This window comes from Microbacterium sp. PA5, from assembly GCF_049860775.1.
Taxonomy (GTDB): Bacteria; Actinomycetota; Actinomycetes; order Actinomycetales; family Microbacteriaceae; genus Microbacterium.
The window spans coordinates 2,975,641-2,993,174 of record NZ_CP187567.1 but is presented as its reverse complement, the minus strand read 5'-3'; the positions used below and the strand labels follow the sequence as shown (position 1 = coordinate 2,993,174).

The window sequence follows — 17,534 nt, the reverse complement described above, 5'->3', positions numbered from 1 at the left end:
CGCGTGCTGCTCAGTGATCGCGACATCCGCCGGGAGATCGACCTCGGACGGGTCGGGCTCGACCCCTGGGACCCGGCGATGGTCCAGCCCTCGAGCGTCGACGTCCGTCTCGACCGGTACTTCCGGCTGTTCGACAACCACAAGTACCCGTTCATCGACCCGGCGGAGGACCAGCCGGACCTGACCCACCTCATCGAGGTCGACCCCGACGAGCCGTTCGTGCTCCACCCGGGCGAGTTCGTGCTCGGATCGACGTTCGAGCTCGTCACCCTGCCCGACGACGTCGCCGCCCGCCTGGAGGGCAAGTCCTCGCTCGGTCGTCTGGGCCTGCTGACCCACTCGACGGCCGGCTTCATCGATCCGGGCTTCTCGGGGCACGTGACCCTCGAGCTGTCGAACGTCGCGACCCTGCCGATCAAGCTGTGGCCGGGGATGAAGATCGGACAGCTCTGCTTCTTCCGTCTGTCGTCGGCCACCGAGTCGCCTTACGGATCGGGTCCGTACGGCAACCGCTACCAGGGGCAGCGCGGACCGACCGCCTCCCGCTCTTTCCAGAACTTCCACCGCACCGACGTCGGCACGACCGACGCGGGCGCGCCCGGTCACTGACCCGATCTCGCGCCCCGATACGACCAGACGGCCGTTCCCCGGAAGGGCAGCGGCCGTCTGGTCGTGCAGGTCGGCTCGTGCGGGTCAGGCCGTGCGCTCCTCGCGTCCGCGGGCGAAGCCGGCATCGAAGCCGCGCTCGTAGGCGCGCTCGCCGCCGTCGCCGTGGTGGTGGCTGTGGCGGTGCCCGCGCGGGCCACCGCAGGGGCCGTGTCCGCCGTGGAGGGCGCCGGGGAACCGCTGGCCGTCGAAGCGGTGCGGGCCGAATCCGGGCACGTCGCCGAAGCCCGGGCGGAACCCGGGACGGAATCCGGGACGGCCGAAGCCACGGCCGCGGCCGGGCCGGCCGAGTCCGGCGGCGAGGTCGTCGCCGCCGAGTTCGCGGGCCATCGCCTGCAGTGACGCGAGGGTCGTGGCGAAGTCGGCCTCCGAGACGGCGCCGGCCACGCGGGAGCGGATGCCGTCGACCGTCTCGGACAGGCGCGCCTTGGCGGCACGTCCCTCGTCGGTGAGCGTCCAGGTGCCGTCGGTCTCGACGGCCCAGCCGCGCTCGGCGAGCGAGCGGAGCTTCTTGCCGCGCGCGATGCGGGCGGCGATCTCGGGTGCCTCGACGGATCCGTCGAGGACGTTCAGGATCATCCACTCGCGTCGCGTCACGCCTTCGGTCTCGAAGGCCGCGGCGAACTCGCGCGTGAGGAGCCGGTCGACGGCGCGCAGCCAGAAGCCGAGGGGCCGGGACGCGGGCTGCGGGTGTTCGGGGTGGGGTGTGGGGTTCTCCATGAGAAGTCCTTTCGTGGGCGGGATCTGATCCCGCCGGGTCGTCTGTCGCTGCGGTGAGCGTCGCAGATGCATGTACTTGTGCATGCGTATGTATTGTGACATGCATCCAAGAAACATGTCAAGTGGCATGTACCGTGGAGGCATGACGGATGCTGCCGACCTCGACGCGATCGTCGCCGCCCTCTCGCAGCTGCGCGGCCGTCCCCCTCGCCCGCCGTTCGGGCCGGGTGGTCCGTTCGGACCCGGCGGGCACGGCGGCGGTGGGCACGGCGACGGCGGGAGCCACGGCGGCGGCGGTCACGACGCCCACGACGCGGGCGCCCGCGGCGACGGCCCGGGCGGGCGAGGGCGCCCCGGCGGACCTGGCTGGGGCCACGGTCCCTTCGCTCCTCACGCGCGCTTCGGCGGCGGACCGGCGCGACTGCGCCTGCTCGACGCCCTCGCGGCAGCCTCCCACCCCCTCTCGGTGAGCGACGTGGGCGAGGCGATCGGGGTGGACCAGCCGCGGGCCTCCCGTCTGATCCAGCAGGCCGTCGACCTCGGCCTCGTGCAGCGCGAGGCCGATCCCGACGACGCGCGCCGCACCCGCGTCGCCCTCACCGAGCAGGGGAGCCGGATCGCCCGCGGCTTCCGCGGCGAGCGGCGGGAGCGCATCCAGGCCGCGCTCGCCGGATTCAGCGACGCCGAGCGTGCCGAGCTCGCGCGTCTGCTGTCCAAGCTCGCAGCGGCCTGGCCCCAGGCCTGACCGACTTCCCATTGGGCGCGTCGCCCGGTGCACAACTCCGGACATCCGGGCCGCAGGGCGACGCATCGGCCGCCTCCGCCCCTCGAGCGCCAGGCGCTTCCGGAGTTGTGAACGCGCAACCGGCTCGACCGGTCAGTCGATGGCGACCTGCTGTGTCTTCACCGGCAGCATGAGCAGCAGGCCCGCCAGCAGGATGATCACGATGCCGAGGATGCCCAGGCGCGTATCGCCGGACAGCCCGACGAAGAGGGCGAACAGTCCGGGCGCCAGGAACGACACCGCGCGGCCGGTGGTGGCGTACAGGCCGAAGATCTCGCCCTCGCGCCCCTCGGGCGTGATCCGCGCCAGGAACGATCGCGACGCCGACTGGATCGGCCCCACGAACATGCACAGGATGAGCCCGACGATCCAGAAGCCGACCGCGGCGGTGCCGATGAAGAGCACCGCGGTGCCGGCGATCACGAGCCCGATGAGCGAGGCCATGATGACGTTCTTCGGACCGAATCGGTCGTCGAGGCGTCCGGCGAGGATCGTCGAGACGCCCGCCACGACGTTGGCGGCGACGGCGAAATAGAGCACCTGCGTCGACGTGAAGCCGAACACCTGTGCGGCGATGATCGCGCCGAAGGTGAAGACGCCGGCCAGGCCGTCGCGGAACACGGCGCTCGCCAGCAGGAACTGCAGCACCTGCCGATTGCCGTGCCAGAGCTTGCGGAGCGTGCCGAACAGCACGCGGTAGGAGGCGAAGAAGCCGACCCGGTTCGCGCGGGCGCGGGCGGGGATCTCGGGAACGCGCAGGAGCACCGGGATCGCGAAGACGGCGAACCACACGGCCGAGGCGAGCACCGCGAGGCGGATGCTGAGTCCGCCCTCCTCGGTGATCCCGAGCGGGCCCGGCTCGTCGCCCAGCCCGATGAAGCCGACGAGGAGGATGATCAGCAGCACGATCCCGCCGACGTAGCCCATGCCCCACCCGAAGCCCGAGACGCGGCCCATGTTCTCGCGGGTGGAGACCTGCACGAGCATCGCATTGTAGTTGACGCCCGCGAACTCGAAGAAAACGTTGCCGACGGCCAGGAGGGTCGCCCCGAGGACGAGGTAGCCGGGCGCTCCCTCGACGAACACCATCGCCGCCATCGCCAGCACGACGACGCCCGTGTTGATCCCGAGCCAGAGCTTGCGGCGCCCCGAGCCGTCGGAGCGCTGGCCGAGCACGGGGGCGAGGACGGCGATGAGGATGCCGGCGATCATCAGCGCCACGCCGATCAGCGACGCGTTGGACGCCTCGGCGGCGACGAGGGCCGGGTCCTCGGCGTTGCCGCCCGCGGCCTCGACGATCGCCGGATCGATGAAGTAGCTGCTGGAGAGGTAGGTGCTGAAGACGAATGTCGTGACGACGGCGTTGAACGCCGCCGAACCCCAGTCCCAGAGCGCCCACGCCAGGACGCCGGGCTTGCGGGTGGCCTCGGTCGTGCCCGCCGCCGCGGCGTGGACGGAGTCGGGTGCGGGCTGGTCGGGGAGCGACATGTGGGTCACGCTAGGACTCTTCCGTGAACGGAGGGTGCCGCACCCGCGACGGGTGCTGCACCCCCGCGGCGGTGCGGGGGTGTGCTCAGGCTACCGGCGCCGTGCCCCGGCGCCCCGCCCATTCGCGTTCCAGGATCGCGTAGCGGCCGGTGTCGGTCCACTCGCCCTTGAGGAACATGTCCTCGACGAAGTGTCCCTCGTGGCGCATGCCCAGGCGCAGGCACAGCGCGACCGAGGCGTCGTTGCGGGGATCGAGCTCCGCGTACACGCGGTGCAGGCCGAGGTCGTCGAAGCAGTAGGCGAGGAGCAGGCGCGCCGCCTCGGCGGCGTATCCTCGGCCCTGCGCCGACGGGAGCAGGATCCAGCCGATCTCGGCGGTGCGGTCGTCGACGCTCTTGAGGTCGAGGTACATCGTCCCGATGAAGTCGCCGTGCTCGTCGCGGATGGCGGGCTGCAGGTAGTCGCCCGGCTCGGCCAGGCGGAGCGCCGCGGCGTCGCGGGCGAGCACCTCCTCGACCTTCTCCCGGGTGCGGGGCTCGTAGAGCAGGTAGCGGCACACCTCGGGGTCGGACTGCATCGCGTAGAGGGGCTCGATGTCGTCCGGGCGCAGCGGGTCGAGGGTGACGCGGGGGCCGACGAGGCGGGTGAAGACGGCGGGCAGGGACATGGCATCCATCCTGCCCGCCGGGCGGGGTCCGGCGCGGGCAGACGTGCGGAAAGCAGGCCCGACTGCCGGGGCGGGCGCCGCCGGGGACGCCTCCGGCCGATCCAGCCTGCTTTCGCCCCCGTCCGCCGCGCAGAGGCCGACGCCGGCCGACGCCGGCCGCCGCCGAGCAGCCACCACCGCACCTGAAAAGTTGATAAGAGTCGTATCAACTTGGTTTGACAGTACCGGCGGTGCGGTCTATCGTGGAAGCAGAGCGAACTTGAGCCGCGACGGCTCAATCTCGAAAGACTTCACCCCGATCCGTTCCACAAAGGAGAAACACACATGGCACGTGCAGTGGGAATCGACCTCGGCACGACGAACTCCGTCGTCTCCGTCCTCGAGGGCGGCGAGCCGAAGGTCATCGCCAACGCCGAGGGCTTCCGCACGACCCCGTCGGTCGTCGCCTTCACCAAGGACGGCGAGGTGCTCGTCGGCGAGACCGCCAAGCGCCAGGCCGTCACCAACGTCGACCGCACGCTGACCTCGGTCAAGCGCCACATGGGCACCGACTGGAAGACCCAGTCGATCGACGGCAAGAACTACACGCCGCAGGAGATCTCGGCGCGCATCCTCCAGAAGCTCAAGCGCGACGCCGAGCAGTACCTGGGCGACACGGTGACCGACGCGGTCATCACCGTCCCCGCGTACTTCAACGACGCCGAGCGTCAGGCGACGAAGGACGCGGGTGAGATCGCGGGCCTGAACGTCCTGCGCATCATCAACGAGCCGACCGCCGCCGCGCTGGCCTACGGCCTCGACAAGGGCAAGGAGGACGAGCTCATCCTCGTCTTCGACCTCGGTGGCGGAACGTTCGACGTGTCGCTGCTCGAGGTGGGCAAGGACGACGACTTCTCGACCATCCAGGTGCGCTCCACCGCCGGTGACAACCGCCTCGGCGGCGACGACTGGGACCAGCGCATCGTGGACTACCTCATCAAGCAGTTCAAGGACACGACCGGCGTCGACGTCTCGGGCGACAAGATCGCCCTCCAGCGCCTCAAGGAGGCGGCGGAGCAGGCCAAGAAGGAGCTGTCGGGCTCGACGAGCACCTCGATCAACCTGCCCTACCTGTCGCTGACCGACTCCGGCCCCGTGTCGCTGTCGGAGACACTGACCCGCGCCAAGTTCGAGGACCTCACCAAGGACCTCCTCGACCGCACCAAGAAGCCGTTCGAGGACGTCATCCGCGAGGCCGGCATCAAGGTGTCCGACATCGACCACGTGGTCCTCGTCGGCGGTTCGACGCGTATGCCCGCCGTGAGCGAGCTCGTGAAGAAGGAGACCGGCAAGGAGCCCAACAAGGGCGTGAACCCGGACGAGGTCGTCGCCGTCGGCGCCGCTCTCCAGGCCGGCGTCCTCAAGGGCGAGCGCAAGGACGTCCTCCTCATCGACGTCACCCCCCTGAGCCTCGGCATCGAGACCAAGGGCGGGATCATGACCAAGCTCATCGAGCGCAACACGGCCATCCCGACCAAGCGGAGCGAGACCTTCACGACCGCCGACGACAACCAGCCGTCGGTCGCCATCCAGGTCTTCCAGGGCGAGCGCGACTTCACCCGCGACAACAAGCCGCTGGGGACGTTCGAGCTCACCGGCATCGCGCCGGCGCCGCGCGGCATCCCGCAGATCGAGGTCACCTTCGACATCGACGCCAACGGCATCGTGCACGTGTCCGCGAAGGACAAGGGCACCGGCAAGGAGCAGTCGATGACGATCACCGGCGGCTCGTCGCTGCCGAAGGACGACATCGAGCGGATGGTGCGCGAGGCCGAGGAGCACGCGGCCGAGGACAAGAAGCGCCGTGAGGCCGCCGAGGTCCGCAACCAGGCAGAGACCCTCTCGTACTCGATCGAGAAGCTCATCGCCGACAACGCCGACAAGCTGCCCGAGGACGTCAAGTCCGAGGTGCAGGCTGACGTCGACGCGCTGAAGACCGCGCTCGCCGGAGACAACGACGACGCCGTCAAGGACGCGTTCGACAAGCTCAACGCCTCGCAGGGCAAGCTGGGCGAGGCGATCTACGCCTCCTCGCAGGCCGAGCAGAGCGCTCCGGCGCAGGACGAGCCGGCGGCCGATGCGGCATCCTCTGAGGAGGACGTCGTGGACGCCGAGGTCGTCGACGACGAAGACGAGAAGAAGTAAGCATGACGAACAAGGACTTCGACAAGCCTGAAGACGGCGACGAGGTCCTCGGCGAGGAGGGGTCGGATGCCACGGCATCCGACCCTGAGTCGCAAGAGGACGAGCTGACGATCGACGACATCCTGGGCGCCGCCCAGAACGATGACGCCGCCGTGGCCGACGCCCCCGCGGAGGAGCACGACCTGCTCCTCGACCTGAAGCGCCTGCAGGCGGAGTACGCGAACTATCGCCGTCGCACCGAGGACCAGCGCGAGGTCGAGATCGAGCGCGCCAAGGGCGCGGTCGCGAAGGGTCTGCTGCCGGTGCTCGACGACCTGGACCGCGCCGAGAAGCACGGCGACCTGGTGGAGGGCTCGGCGCTCACCGCGATCGCCGAGAAGCTGCGCGCCGTCGTGGCGCGCCTGGGCGTGGAGACCTACGGCGCGGCCGGCGACACGTTCGACCCGCAGCAGCACGAGGCGATCTTCCAGGCCCCGACGCCCGGCACCGAGACGCCGACCATCCTCGAGGTCGTCGAGGTGGGCTACCGCCTCGGCGCGATCGAGCTGCGGCCGGCGAAGGTCGTCGTCGCCGTTCCGGCGTCGACCTCAGGGACCGACTAGGAGACGTATGGCCAGTCAGGACTGGTTCGACAGGGACTTCTACAAGGTCCTGGGTGTCGCCAAGGACGTCTCCGACGCCGATCTCAAGAAGACGTACCGAAAGCTCGCGCGTCAGTACCACCCCGACTCGACGCAGGGCGACCCGGTCGCCGAGGCGAAGTTCAAGGAGATCAGCGAGGCCTACGCCGTGCTGAGCGACAAGGAGCAGCGCCAGGAGTACGACCAGATCCGCGCGATGGGATCGGGCAGCGCCCGCTTCCAGGCGCCGGGCTCGTCCGGCGGCGGCTTCGAGGACGTCTTCAGCCGCTTCGGCGGCGGGACGCGCACGCAGCAGGCCGACTTCGACGACCTGTTCGCCATGTTCGGCGAGCAGTCGGGCGGCCGCTTCGGCTCCGGCCGGTTCGGGCAGCCGACCGGGGGATTCCGCGGCTTCGGCGGACCGCAGCGCGGCGCCGACGTCTCGGCGCGCACGACGCTGGATTTCCAGACCGCCGTCAAGGGCGAGACGATCACGCTCCAGGGCGAGGACGGCAAGCCGTTCAAGGTCAAGATCCCCGCGGGTGTCTCGGACGGCCAGAAGATCCGGCTGCGCGGTCGTGGTCGTCCCTCTCCCGACGGGGGCGAGGCCGGTGACATCGTGGTGTCGGTGACCGTGCGTCCGCATCCCGTGTTCACCCGCGACGGACTGAACCTGCGCGTGACCGTGCCGGTGACCTTCACCGAGGCGGCTCTCGGGGCGACCATCGAGGTCCCGACGCTCGGCGGCGATCCCGTCAAGCTGCGGGTGGCGCCGGGCACGCCCTCGGGACGCGTCCTGCGCGTCAAGGGGCGCGGCGTGGAGTCCAGCAAGGGCACCGGCGACCTCCTCGCGGAGGTGCAGGTGGCGGTTCCCGCACATCTCGACGACCGTGCGCGCGAGGCGCTCGAGCGGTTCCAGGACCTGGAGCCGAAGGAGAACCCGCGCGCCGAGCTGATGAGCAGGGCACGCGAATGAGCGATCCCGACGTAGACGAGGAGACCCCGATCTTCGCGATCGCGGTCGCCGCCGAGCTCGCGGGCATGCACCCGCAGACCCTCCGCCAGTACGACCGGCTGGGCCTCGTCGTGCCCGGACGCACCCAGGGCGGATCGCGTCGCTACTCGCTGCGGCACGTGAAGCAGCTCCGCGAGGTCGCGGCGCTGTCCGCGGAGGGCATCAGCCTTCCCGCGATCTCGCGCATCATCGAGCTCGAGAACAGCGTGCGCTCCCTGCAGCGGCAGGTCGGCGAGCTGGAGCAGCGCCTGCGCGACGAGGTCGACCAGCGCCGCGGTGCCCGGGTCTTCGCCGCCGGCGCCTCCGGCTCGGTGGTGACCCTGCGCCACGGCACGCGGGTGCGGAGGGCCACCGAGGTGGTCGTCTGGCGCCCACCGGCCTCCGACGCGGATTGACCCCCGCACCGGATTCGGAGCATGTCGCCGGATTCGGAGCACGAGCGGCGGATCCTCCGACTCCGCGGTGATCCTCCGAATCCGCTACGCCCGAGCGGCGAGGAACGCGTCGTAGTCGGCGCGCGACAGGTCCGCGTACGCGTAGGCCCAGGTGGTGAGCGCCTCGGCCAGCGTGCGCCCGCTGCCGACGTATCCGGCGACGTTCGTCGCGTTCGGCGACTGGCTGTGCGCGCGGGCGAGCGTGACCGCGCAGGCCCGGGCGTAGAGGGCGAACGGCCCGTCCTCGAGCGTCTCGATGTCGATGCCGCCCTTCATGTCGCGGAACTGGCGCACGTAGTAGTCGCCCGTCCGGCCGCGCAGGTGTCCGAGGAAGGGATCGGACACGCCCTGGAGGATCCGCTGCATCGACACCACCCGGGATCCCTCGCCGCTCTCCGCCCACTGCTGATCGAGGCCTTCGGGCTGCGGGCACCGGCCGTGCTCGATGAGCACGCTCCGGCCTGCCTCCTTCGTCTGGAGCAGCAGGGCGCTGCCGTCGCCGTCCTGCAGCACGGTGACGAAGCAGCGCGTTCCCACGCTGCCGACCCCGACCGCGCGGCGGACCGTGTCCGAGACGCGGTAGTGCCGCAGCAGGAGGCGGATGTCCACCCCGGCGGTGGCCCGATAGCCGGCGAACGCGCCCTCGACGAGGGCTGCCGTGAGCTCGTCGAGGTGCGTCATGGCCGGCGGCTCCTCGACGAAGCGGAGCCTGCCGGTGGCATCGGCCTCGGTGAGCTTGCGCGCGGCGCGCTCTGCGGTGCGGCGCTCCGCATGCCGGATCGCGGCGCGCACCACGCGCCGCCCGGCCTTGTCGCGCACCGCGCGCCCGCCCGACACGTCGAAGTGCTCGTAGTAGCGCGCCAGCGCGCTGCGGCGCGTGTAGGCGGCGATGGCCTGCGCGTAGGCGCGCACCGTGACGCGCGCGGCATCCGTCACCACCCGCTCGTCGCGGCCCGTCGCCTGCCCGGCGATGACGACGCTCGTCACGAGGCGCTTGACGTCCCACTCCCAGGGCGCCCACGCGGCCTCGTCGAAGTCGTTCAGATCGAAGACGAGGCTGCGCTGCGGCGACGCGTAGAGGCCGAAATTCGCGACGTGGGCGTCGCCGCAGGAGGCGACGGGGATGCCGCTGCCGGGGCTCCGGGCGAGGTCGGCCGCCATGAGCGCGGCGGTCCCGCGGTAGAACGCGAACGGGCTCGCCGCCATCCGCTCGGCCCGCAGCGGCACCAGCTCGGCGACGCGTCCGGCGTTCTGCGACGCGAGGATCCCGAGCGGATCGCGGCCGTCGGTCGCGAGCTCGGCGAGGCTTCGCCGGGGCGCGGCCCGTCGTGCCGCTCGCCCCTCGGCGACGCGCTGCTCTCGGGAGGGCGGGGGCTCCCAGGCGGGTGCGGTCATGTCGTCATCCTGACATCGGGGGCCGCGGGGACTCGTGCGACGCCGGCATGCCGGCCCGCTCGCTCTCGCGCACGCGGGCGGTGCGCTGGATCTGGTCGTTCAGCGCCGAGATGACCGTCGCGCTCGTCACACCCAGCACGACGAGGCCTCCCATCATCAGGCCGACGGCGATCGTCCGGCCCGCGAGGGTGACGGGCACGAAGTCGCCGTAGCCCACGGTCGCGATCGTCGAGAAGCCCCACCAGATCGCATCTCCCAGATCCACGATGCTCGCGCGCGGGTCGCCGCGCTCGGCGAGCCACACGAGGGTGGACGCCGTGAAGACGAAGAGGAAGGTGAACATCGTCACCAGGATCACCAGCCGGGCCCGCTGCCGGGCGGGCGTCACCCGGAACCACGGCAGACGCCAGACGTAGGCGATGATCACGAACGGCCGGAGGTAGACGACGGCGAGGGAGACCGCCTCGAACCACCGCGTGCGGAAGAAGGCGCGCGTATCGCCGCTGAGGACCCAGCGGACGACGAAGTCGGCAGCGAAGACGATCCAGGTGGCGGCGATCGTGGTCCACATCGCGGTGCGCCACGGTGTGGCCGGGCCGAGGTCGGCCAGCACCCACACCCAGGCGGCGAAGAACGCCAGCGATAGGACGAACAGCGGCCACGCGGTGCGGTCCTCCCACGCGAGGGTCCGCGGGGAGATGCCCCCGCTGTGCGCAGTCCGCGGCGTCATGGGGCCCATCCTGGCACCGCTCCCGCGCCGCCGCACGCGTCTGGGCGACCCCTGCTGCGTCCGCCCCCCGCCGGCGCTAGCGTGGCGGCATGGCTGACACCGGAGCCTCCGTCGCCCCCGTCGCTCCCGTGTCGTGGCGATGGGCGTCTTTCGTGCGGGGCGCGGTCTACGCGCTTCCCGCGATGGTCGTCGGGTGCGTCTGGCCGCTTCTCGGGATCGCCCTGGCGGTCGGCGTGATCCCGGTGGCCGCCCTCCCGCTGCCGGCGCGTCGTCGCCGGCGGGGGGTGCTGCCGCTGGTGGGCCTCCTCAGTGCGGCGTCGCTGCTGCTCGGATCGCTGCTGTCACCCCACCCGGCCGTGGCGGTGGCGGCCATGTTCGTCCTCGGCGTCGGAGCGGGACTGTGGGCGCGTGCAGCGCCGACCGGCCGCGCGGCGATGACGTTCTGCCTTCCTCTGATCGGGATCGGGCTGAGCTTCGATCCGGCGCCGGCGGCGGTGGCCGCCGCGCTCATCGTGGGAGGGTCCGTGTACGCCGGCCTCGTGTCGCTGCTCTGGCCGCAGGGAGAGCGGCCCGCCGCGCCCGCCGCGCCGACGCCCGATCGCGCCCGGCTGCTCGTCTACGCGTTCGTGCTGGGCGCGGTGGGCGCCACGGCGGCGGGGCTCGGGTTCGCGCTGCGCCTCGAGCACGTCGGCTGGGTGACGGGCGCGGCGCTCCTGGTGATGCGCCCGGCGCAGGAGCAGCTGCTGACGCGCAGCGTCGGGCGGGCGATCAGCGTCAGCATCGGAGCGCTGGCGGCGGCGCTGCTGGGGTCGGTCCCGGCGCCGCCGGCGCTGACTGCTCTGGCCGCCGGTGTCGCGGTCGCCGCGCTGGCGGCCTCCGCGGGCAGCCGCTGGTACGTCGCACCGGCCTTCACGACGTTCGTCGTGCTCACGCTCATCCTGGCCCTCCCCGGCGAGGACCCCGCGAGGCGTCTGGTCGAACGGGTCGTCGAGACCGGGATCGGGATCGGGATCGCCCTCGTGCTCGGCGCGCTCGTCCCGGCCGTCGCCGGCCGTCGTCGCGCGTAGCGGGGTCAGCTCGGATCGAGGCGCAGCACGTCCGGCCCCTCGCCGGCGGGGATGTCCTCGATCACGCGGAGCGACCGCGCGAGATCGTCGACCGCGCCGATCAGGGTGCCGAACCGCTCGCGATCGGCGCACACCGCGGTGACGGTGACGAACAGGGATCCGGTGTCCCAGGTGTAGGTCGCGAAAGGCGGGCCGCCGGTGCCGTCCGCGCGCACGGGCGGAAGCGGCATCACGAGCCGCTCGCCCATGCCCAGATGCGTGCCGCGGAACGGCTCGGTGTCGTCGTACTCGATCGGCATCATCGCCCGGGCGGCCCGCAGCTGCGTCGTGGCCTGCTGCACCTGCGCCATCACCACGAGCAGATCGGGCTCGTCCTTCCACACCCACACGAGCACCCGTCCGGCGGCCCTGCGCATGAGGGCGGGCGCGGCCTGGCTCATCGCCCATGCGGCGAAGCCGCTGCCCGGGCGCGCGGCGGCGCCGAACGACGCGTTCGCCTGCGTCAGCAGCATCCTTATCGCCTTCTTGCGGGCGCGGCGGCTGCCGAATCCGAACGAGCCCGTCACCGGGACCCATCGCCGTCGGTCGGCGTCCGCAGAGAGTCTCACCATTCCCCCAGCGTAAGTTGCTAGCATCCCCGCATGCGCCTCCTCTCCCCCCGGGGGGCCGTCGCCGTCCTGGCCGCCGCCGCCCTCGTCGTCGCGACGCCCGTCGCCTCCGCTTCCGCCGCCTCGCGTCCCGCGCCGGTCGGCCTCGTCAGCTTCGTCAGCGCGTCGCTCACCTCCTCCGGAGCCACCCTCACCGTCGACTGGGCCGACGTGTCCGGTGCGCGGAAGTACGAGGTGTTCGCGGCCACGACCTATGAGGGCGTCGCCGACAAGCGCACGCCCTCTCTCACCGTGACCTCCTCGAAGGCGACCCTCACCCGCCTCACCCCGGGCCGCGACTACTTCGTGCAGGTGCGCGCCGTCAACAGCGTCGGCTTCGGCGGGCGCTCGGCCCGCGTGGGCCACGGCACGATCCTGACCGAGGCGAAGCTCACCTCCGACTCCCCGCGCTACCGCGCGATCAGCTGGAACATCTGCTCCAACGCGTGCTCGTCGATCTCCACCCGGGCACGGGTCATCAACACGCGGGTGAAGGAGCTGAAGGCCGACATCCTGGGCTTCCAGGAGGCGTCCCGCTACACCAAGGCTCCCGTGGGCTTCCGTCACGTCGTCAACGGGCAGAACGATATCCTCGTGCGCACGGGGCAGTTCTCCCTCGTCGCGAAGAAGACCTCGGCGCCCACGAGCGGCACCGCCCGGTTCGCGAGCAAGTACGCGACGTCGGGCAAGGGCCTGGCCTACGCCGCCCTGAAGCACCGGTCGGGCTCCTACGTGCTGGTCTTCGACGTGCACCTGGTCACCGGCACCTCGCGCGCGCAGGTCAATCAGCGCGAGTACGAGGCGAGCCGCCTCAACACCTACATCTCCGCGACGATGAACCGGCTGGCCAAGACGCACGGCTCCCTCACCGACTGGACGAAGGCGCACGTCCTCATCCTCGGCGACTTCAACACGCACAAGTCGCGGACGGGCGAGGACACGATGGCGATCCTCGAGAAGCGCGGCTGGTACGACACCTTCGACCAGGCGCACGCCCTCACGCGGCAGCACCACAACACGGCGAACCCCGAGTGGAGCACCAAGCCCACGATCGGCGTCACGTGGGGCGCGCACGTGGACAAGGCGCTCGTGCGTCCGTCGCGCTCGGTCGTGTACCGCTGGGCGAACGCGGGCGAGATGGTGAACGGCCGATACGTGACCCCGCTCGGCTCCGACCACCACCCCCTCCTCGTGGACGTCGGACTGCGCTGATCCCGCACTCCCCGCGGGCCGCGGCGCCCGCTCCCGGCCGCACGAGGCCGCTCCGGTAGACTCGCAGCGGCGCGCACGCGACCGCGTTCCTCCGCCGCACAGATTGGCCCCGCACCCCGTGACCGAATCCGCGAGCCCTGCCGACGACCCGCAACCCGCCCGCAGCCCGCTGACCATCGTGATGGCCGCCGACACCTTCGCTCCCGACGTGAACGGTGCCGCGCGGTTCGCCGAGCGCCTGTCGGCGGGCCTGGCCGCGCGCGGCCACACCGTGCACGTGGTGACACCCAGCGTCACCCACTCCCAGCACGGCACCTTCACCGAGCGCATCGAGGGACAGGACCTCACCGTGCACCGGCTGCCGGGATGGCGCTGGTACCCCCACGACTGGCTGCGCTTCGCCCTGCCGTGGATGAGCAAGCACTACGCCCGCCGCGTGCTCAGCGAGGTCAAGCCCGACGTCGTGCACAGCCAGTCGCACATCGTGATAGGACGCGGCCTCACCCGCATCGCCCGCCAGCGCGGCATCCCGGTGATCGCCACCAACCACGTGATGGCCGAGAACATCATCGACTTCACGACGCTTCCGCCGCTGCTGGACAAGGTGGCGCTCAAGCTGGCGTGGGACGATGCCGAGCGCACCTTCAAGATGTCGCAGGCCGTGACGACCCCAACGCGACGTGCGGCCGAGTTCCTCGAGTCGACCATCGACATCCAGAACGTCATCGCCATCAGCTGCGGCATCGACAAGCGCAACTACACGCCCGACTTCACGCCGCGACCTCATCGACGCGTGCTGTTCGTCGGCCGGCTGACGACCGAGAAGCACGTCGAGGTGACCCTCGAAGCGGTCGCCAAGCTCGCGCCCGAGCTTCCCGAGATCACCTTCGACATCGTCGGCGGCGGCGACCAGCGCCGCAATCTCGAGCAGACCGCCCAGCGCCTGGGCATCGCCGACCGCGTCACGTTCCACGGCCGCGTGGACGAGGATCAGCTGCGCGCCTCGTACTCGAAGGCCGACGTGTTCGCGATCGCCTCGATCGCCGAGCTGCAGTCGATCGCCACGATGGAGGCGATGGCGTCGGGTCTCCCGGTCGTCGCCGCCAACGCCGTCGCCCTCCCGCACCTCGTGCAGGACGGCGTGAACGGCTACCTCTTCGAGCCGGGAGACGTCGACGACCTCGCCGACAAGCTGCGTCGCGTGCTGACTGCGGCGCCCGACGAGTACCTGCGCATGCAGCAGGCGTCGCTCGAGGGAGTGAACGTCCACGACATCGAGAAGACGCTCGACACCTTCGAGAAGCTGTACCGCGGCGAGCCGCTGTGAGCGGCGTGTGACCCGGCTCTTCTTCGACGCGCGCTACCTCCGCACGGACTTCCACGACGGCATCAGCCGCTACACCGCCGAGCTCGCGGCGGCGGTGGCCGCGCAGGCGCCGGCCCGCGGGGTCGAGGTCACCTTCCTCGTCTTCGACGAGCGCCAGCGCGCGCTCCTGCCCGACGGGGCGGCGACGCTCCTGATCGGGGCGCCGACCACCATCACCGAGCCCCTGCGTGCGCGCGAGCTCAACCGCCACCGACCCGACGTCGTGTTCTCGCCGATGCAGACGATCGGCACGATGGGGCGACGCTACCGGCAGATCCTCACCCTCCACGACACCATCTACTACCGCCACCGCACGCCGCCCAAGGACCTGCCCTGGTTCGTGCGCGTCGCATGGCGGCTGTTCCACCTGTCGTACGTGCCGCAGCGGCTCACCCTGAACGCCGCGGACGTCGTGGCCACCGTCAGCGAGACGAGCGCCCGCCAGTTCGCCGACGTGCGGCTGACGCGCCGGCCCGTGGTCGTGGTGCCCAACGCCCCGCAGCGGCTGGCCGAGCTCCTTCCGGAGGGCGGCTCCGTCGAACCGGGCGCCCGCCACCTCGTCTACATGGGCTCGTTCATGCCCTACAAGAACGTCGAGACCCTCGTGCGCGCCATGGCCGACCTTCCCGGGCGCACCCTGCACCTGCTCTCGCGGATCTCGCCGGAGCGCCGGGCGGAGCTGGAGGCCCTCGTCCCCGCCGGCGCCGATGTGGTGTTCCACGGCGGGGTGAGCGATGCCGAGTACGCCGCGCTCCTGGCCGACGAGGCGGTGCTCGTGAGCGCGAGCCTCGACGAGGGCTACGGGCTTCCGCTGGCCGAGGCGCTCGCGCTGGGCGTGCCGGCGGTCGTCACCGACATGCCGATCTTCCGCGAGGTCGCCGGTGGCGGCGCCCTGTACGCACCCGGCACGGATGCGGCGGCGTTCGCCCGGGCCGTGCGCTCCCTCGACGACCCCGACGAGCTCTCCCGCGTCGTCGCCGCCGGCACCGCGCACATCGCCCGCTTCGACTGGGCTCGCTCGGCCGGCATCCTCCTCGACACGGTCGCGGACCTCGCGCGCTGACCCCCTCGCGCCGCCTCTCGCGCGCCGAGCCCACCCGTTCTCGTCGACCCCACCCTCTGCGGCGAGGTGCGGCGGGGTGGGGTCGACTCGAACGGGTGGGCTCGGCGAGTGGGTGACGGTGACGGAGGCGGAGGTGCGGTGTGCACGGTCCGCGCGCGTCGGCCGCGACGTCGGAAGGCGACGTCAGGGCAGGCGCGCGGGATCGGTGGGGACGGCGCGGTAGCCGTCGGTCGGGAGCGCGCGCAGCGTGGCCACGGCGCCCACGATCGCGAGGCCCGCGATCAGCAGAAGGATGAACATGGCAGAAACACTACGGACGCCGATATCCCGCCACTAGTGGCAGGACTGCACATCAGGGTAGGATTTCTGCCATGAAGACCGTCGCCCTCGTCGTCCTCCCCGGATTCGCGCCCTTCGAGTTCGGGCTCGCCTGCGAGGCGTTCGGCCTCGACCGCTCCGACGACGGCATCCCGAACTTCGACTTCCGCATCGTCACCCCCGACCCGGGGGCCGTCGACAGCAACCTCAGCTTCTCGATCAACGTCGAGCACGACCTCTCCTTCGCCGACGAGGCCGACCTCGTGGTGCTCGCACCGATCCCGCGCGCCTCGTGGTCCGCGGTCGACGAGCGGGTGGTCGGCGTGGTGCGTCGCGCCGTCGCGCGCGACGCCTGGGTGCTCACCGTGTGCAGCGGCGCCTTCGTCGTGGCCGCCGCCGGCGTGCTCGACGGGCGCCGCGCGACGACCCACTGGCGCTACGCCGACACCATGTCGGAGATGTATCCCGGCATCGAGGTCGACCCGAACGTGCTCTACGTGCAGGACGGCCGGATCATCACGAGCGCCGGCACGGCCGCGGGCATCGACGCGTGCCTGCACCTGCTGCGCATCGAGCTCGGCGCCGAGCTCGCCAACAAGATCGCACGGCGCATGGTGGTCCCGCCCCAGCGCGACGGCGGGCAGGCGCAGTTCATCGACAAGCCCCTGCCCGAGACGGCCTCGCTCTCGCTCGCGCCCGTCACCGACTGGATGCTCGCGAATCTGCGCCTGGACCTCTCCGTCGACCAGCTCGCCGCCCGCGCCCACATGTCGCCGCGCACCTTCGCCCGTCGTTTCAAGGCGGACTTCGGCACCACTCCGGCGGCGTGGCTCGGCCGCCAGCGCATCATCCACGCGCAGCGCCTGCTCGAGCAGACCGAGCTCGGGCTCGACGCCATCGCCTACGAGTGCGGCTTCGGCTCGGCGGCGGTGCTGCGGCAGAACTTCGCGCGCGCCCTCGGCACGACGCCGACCGCGTATCGCGCCCGCTTCGCCTGTCCTGTCCCCGCCGAGCCGATGGGCGCGCTCGCCTCCTGAGTCACGGGGTGGGTGCGGTGTTTCGTCCCGCTGCGCTCGCTCGACGGCCGGGGAGGTGCTCGGTGGTTGAGCGAGGAGCGCAGCGACGAGACGAAACGCCTCCACCATCCTCAACGTCCGT

17 protein-coding genes are annotated in these 17,534 nt (G+C 71.5%); 11 read left to right on the top strand and 6 right to left on the bottom strand.

Going from position 1 to position 17,534, the window contains the following annotated elements:
* Nucleotides 1–3 precede the first annotated feature (3 nt).
* Nucleotides 4–609, top strand: coding sequence for a dCTP deaminase (gene dcd, locus ACPWUT_RS14120; RefSeq protein ID WP_284528915.1), 606 nt, complete (start codon nt 4–6; stop codon nt 607–609).
* Between the two features lie 84 nt (nt 610–693).
* Here dcd and ACPWUT_RS14115 read toward each other — a convergent pair whose 3' ends face one another.
* Nucleotides 694–1,386, bottom strand: coding sequence for a MarR family winged helix-turn-helix transcriptional regulator (locus ACPWUT_RS14115; protein ID WP_425838790.1), 693 nt, complete (start codon nt 1,384–1,386; stop codon nt 694–696).
* 142 nt (nt 1,387–1,528) lie between these two features.
* Here ACPWUT_RS14115 and ACPWUT_RS14110 point away from each other — a divergent pair, with 142 nt between their 5' ends.
* Complete coding sequence (locus ACPWUT_RS14110) at nt 1,529–2,131, top strand: MarR family winged helix-turn-helix transcriptional regulator (RefSeq protein ID WP_425838787.1); 603 nt, start codon at nt 1,529–1,531, stop codon at nt 2,129–2,131.
* A gap of 132 nt (nt 2,132–2,263) precedes the next feature.
* Here the strand turns inward: ACPWUT_RS14110 and ACPWUT_RS14105 are convergent, their stop codons facing one another.
* Nucleotides 2,264–3,658, bottom strand: a complete 1,395-nt coding sequence (locus ACPWUT_RS14105; RefSeq protein ID WP_425838784.1) for an MFS transporter — start codon at nt 3,656–3,658, stop codon at nt 2,264–2,266.
* A gap of 85 nt (nt 3,659–3,743) precedes the next feature.
* On the bottom strand, nt 3,744–4,325 hold the full coding sequence (locus ACPWUT_RS14100; protein ID WP_425838781.1) for a GNAT family N-acetyltransferase: 582 nt from the start codon (nt 4,323–4,325) through the stop codon (nt 3,744–3,746).
* 324 nt (nt 4,326–4,649) lie between these two features.
* On the opposite strand from ACPWUT_RS14100, the gene dnaK reads away from it, so the two are divergent.
* The 4 genes from dnaK to ACPWUT_RS14080 are packed head-to-tail and all read left to right on the top strand — an operon-like array spanning nt 4,650 to nt 8,539.
* Complete coding sequence (dnaK, locus tag ACPWUT_RS14095; protein WP_425838778.1) at nt 4,650–6,509, top strand: molecular chaperone DnaK; 1,860 nt, start codon at nt 4,650–4,652, stop codon at nt 6,507–6,509.
* A 2-nt stretch (nt 6,510–6,511) separates the two neighbouring features.
* Nucleotides 6,512–7,111, top strand: a complete 600-nt coding sequence (locus ACPWUT_RS14090) for a nucleotide exchange factor GrpE (protein WP_425838775.1) — start codon at nt 6,512–6,514, stop codon at nt 7,109–7,111.
* Nucleotides 7,112–7,118: 7 nt separating this feature from the next.
* The gene (locus tag ACPWUT_RS14085; protein WP_425838772.1) at nt 7,119–8,105 is read left to right on the top strand and encodes a DnaJ C-terminal domain-containing protein; all 987 of its coding nucleotides are present in this window, start codon (nt 7,119–7,121) and stop codon (nt 8,103–8,105) included.
* A complete protein-coding gene (locus ACPWUT_RS14080; protein ID WP_284528925.1) occupies nt 8,102–8,539 on the top strand; it encodes a heat shock protein transcriptional repressor HspR in 438 nt (145 codons plus the stop codon). The genes ACPWUT_RS14085 and ACPWUT_RS14080 overlap by 4 nt, the downstream gene beginning before the upstream one ends.
* Nucleotides 8,540–8,623: 84 nt before the next feature.
* Here ACPWUT_RS14080 and ACPWUT_RS14075 read toward each other — a convergent pair whose 3' ends face one another.
* On the bottom strand, nt 8,624–9,973 hold the full coding sequence (locus ACPWUT_RS14075; protein WP_425838768.1) for a DUF2252 domain-containing protein: 1,350 nt from the start codon (nt 9,971–9,973) through the stop codon (nt 8,624–8,626).
* A 4-nt stretch (nt 9,974–9,977) separates the two neighbouring features.
* Entirely contained in the window at nt 9,978–10,703 is a 726-nt protein-coding gene (locus ACPWUT_RS14070; protein WP_425838765.1) for a potassium channel family protein, read from the bottom strand.
* Nucleotides 10,704–10,792: 89 nt separating this feature from the next.
* Between ACPWUT_RS14070 and ACPWUT_RS14065 the strand changes: the two genes are divergently transcribed.
* Nucleotides 10,793–11,770: an FUSC family protein gene (locus ACPWUT_RS14065; protein ID WP_425838762.1), complete on the top strand. Its 978-nt coding sequence runs from the start codon at nt 10,793–10,795 to the stop codon at nt 11,768–11,770.
* A gap of 5 nt (nt 11,771–11,775) precedes the next feature.
* Here the strand turns inward: ACPWUT_RS14065 and ACPWUT_RS14060 are convergent, their stop codons facing one another.
* Nucleotides 11,776–12,381 carry a hypothetical protein gene (locus tag ACPWUT_RS14060; RefSeq protein WP_284528931.1) on the bottom strand — a complete coding sequence of 202 codons (606 nt, stop codon included), beginning with the start codon at nt 12,379–12,381 and terminating at the stop codon, nt 11,776–11,778.
* A gap of 30 nt (nt 12,382–12,411) precedes the next feature.
* Here ACPWUT_RS14060 and ACPWUT_RS14055 point away from each other — a divergent pair, with 30 nt between their 5' ends.
* The 4 genes from ACPWUT_RS14055 to ACPWUT_RS14040 all read left to right on the top strand — a co-directional run bounded on the left by ACPWUT_RS14055 (nt 12,412) and on the right by ACPWUT_RS14040 (nt 17,413).
* A complete protein-coding gene (locus tag ACPWUT_RS14055; protein WP_425838759.1) occupies nt 12,412–13,629 on the top strand; it encodes a fibronectin type III domain-containing protein in 1,218 nt (405 codons plus the stop codon).
* 118 nt (nt 13,630–13,747) lie between these two features.
* The gene (locus tag ACPWUT_RS14050) at nt 13,748–14,956 is read left to right on the top strand and encodes a glycosyltransferase (protein ID WP_425838756.1); all 1,209 of its coding nucleotides are present in this window, start codon (nt 13,748–13,750) and stop codon (nt 14,954–14,956) included.
* Nucleotides 14,957–14,963: 7 nt separating this feature from the next.
* On the top strand, nt 14,964–16,058 hold the full coding sequence (locus ACPWUT_RS14045) for a glycosyltransferase family 4 protein (RefSeq protein WP_425838753.1): 1,095 nt from the start codon (nt 14,964–14,966) through the stop codon (nt 16,056–16,058).
* Nucleotides 16,059–16,429: 371 nt separating this feature from the next.
* Complete coding sequence (locus ACPWUT_RS14040; protein ID WP_425838750.1) at nt 16,430–17,413, top strand: GlxA family transcriptional regulator; 984 nt, start codon at nt 16,430–16,432, stop codon at nt 17,411–17,413.
* The last annotated feature ends 121 nt before the right edge of the window (nt 17,414–17,534 follow it).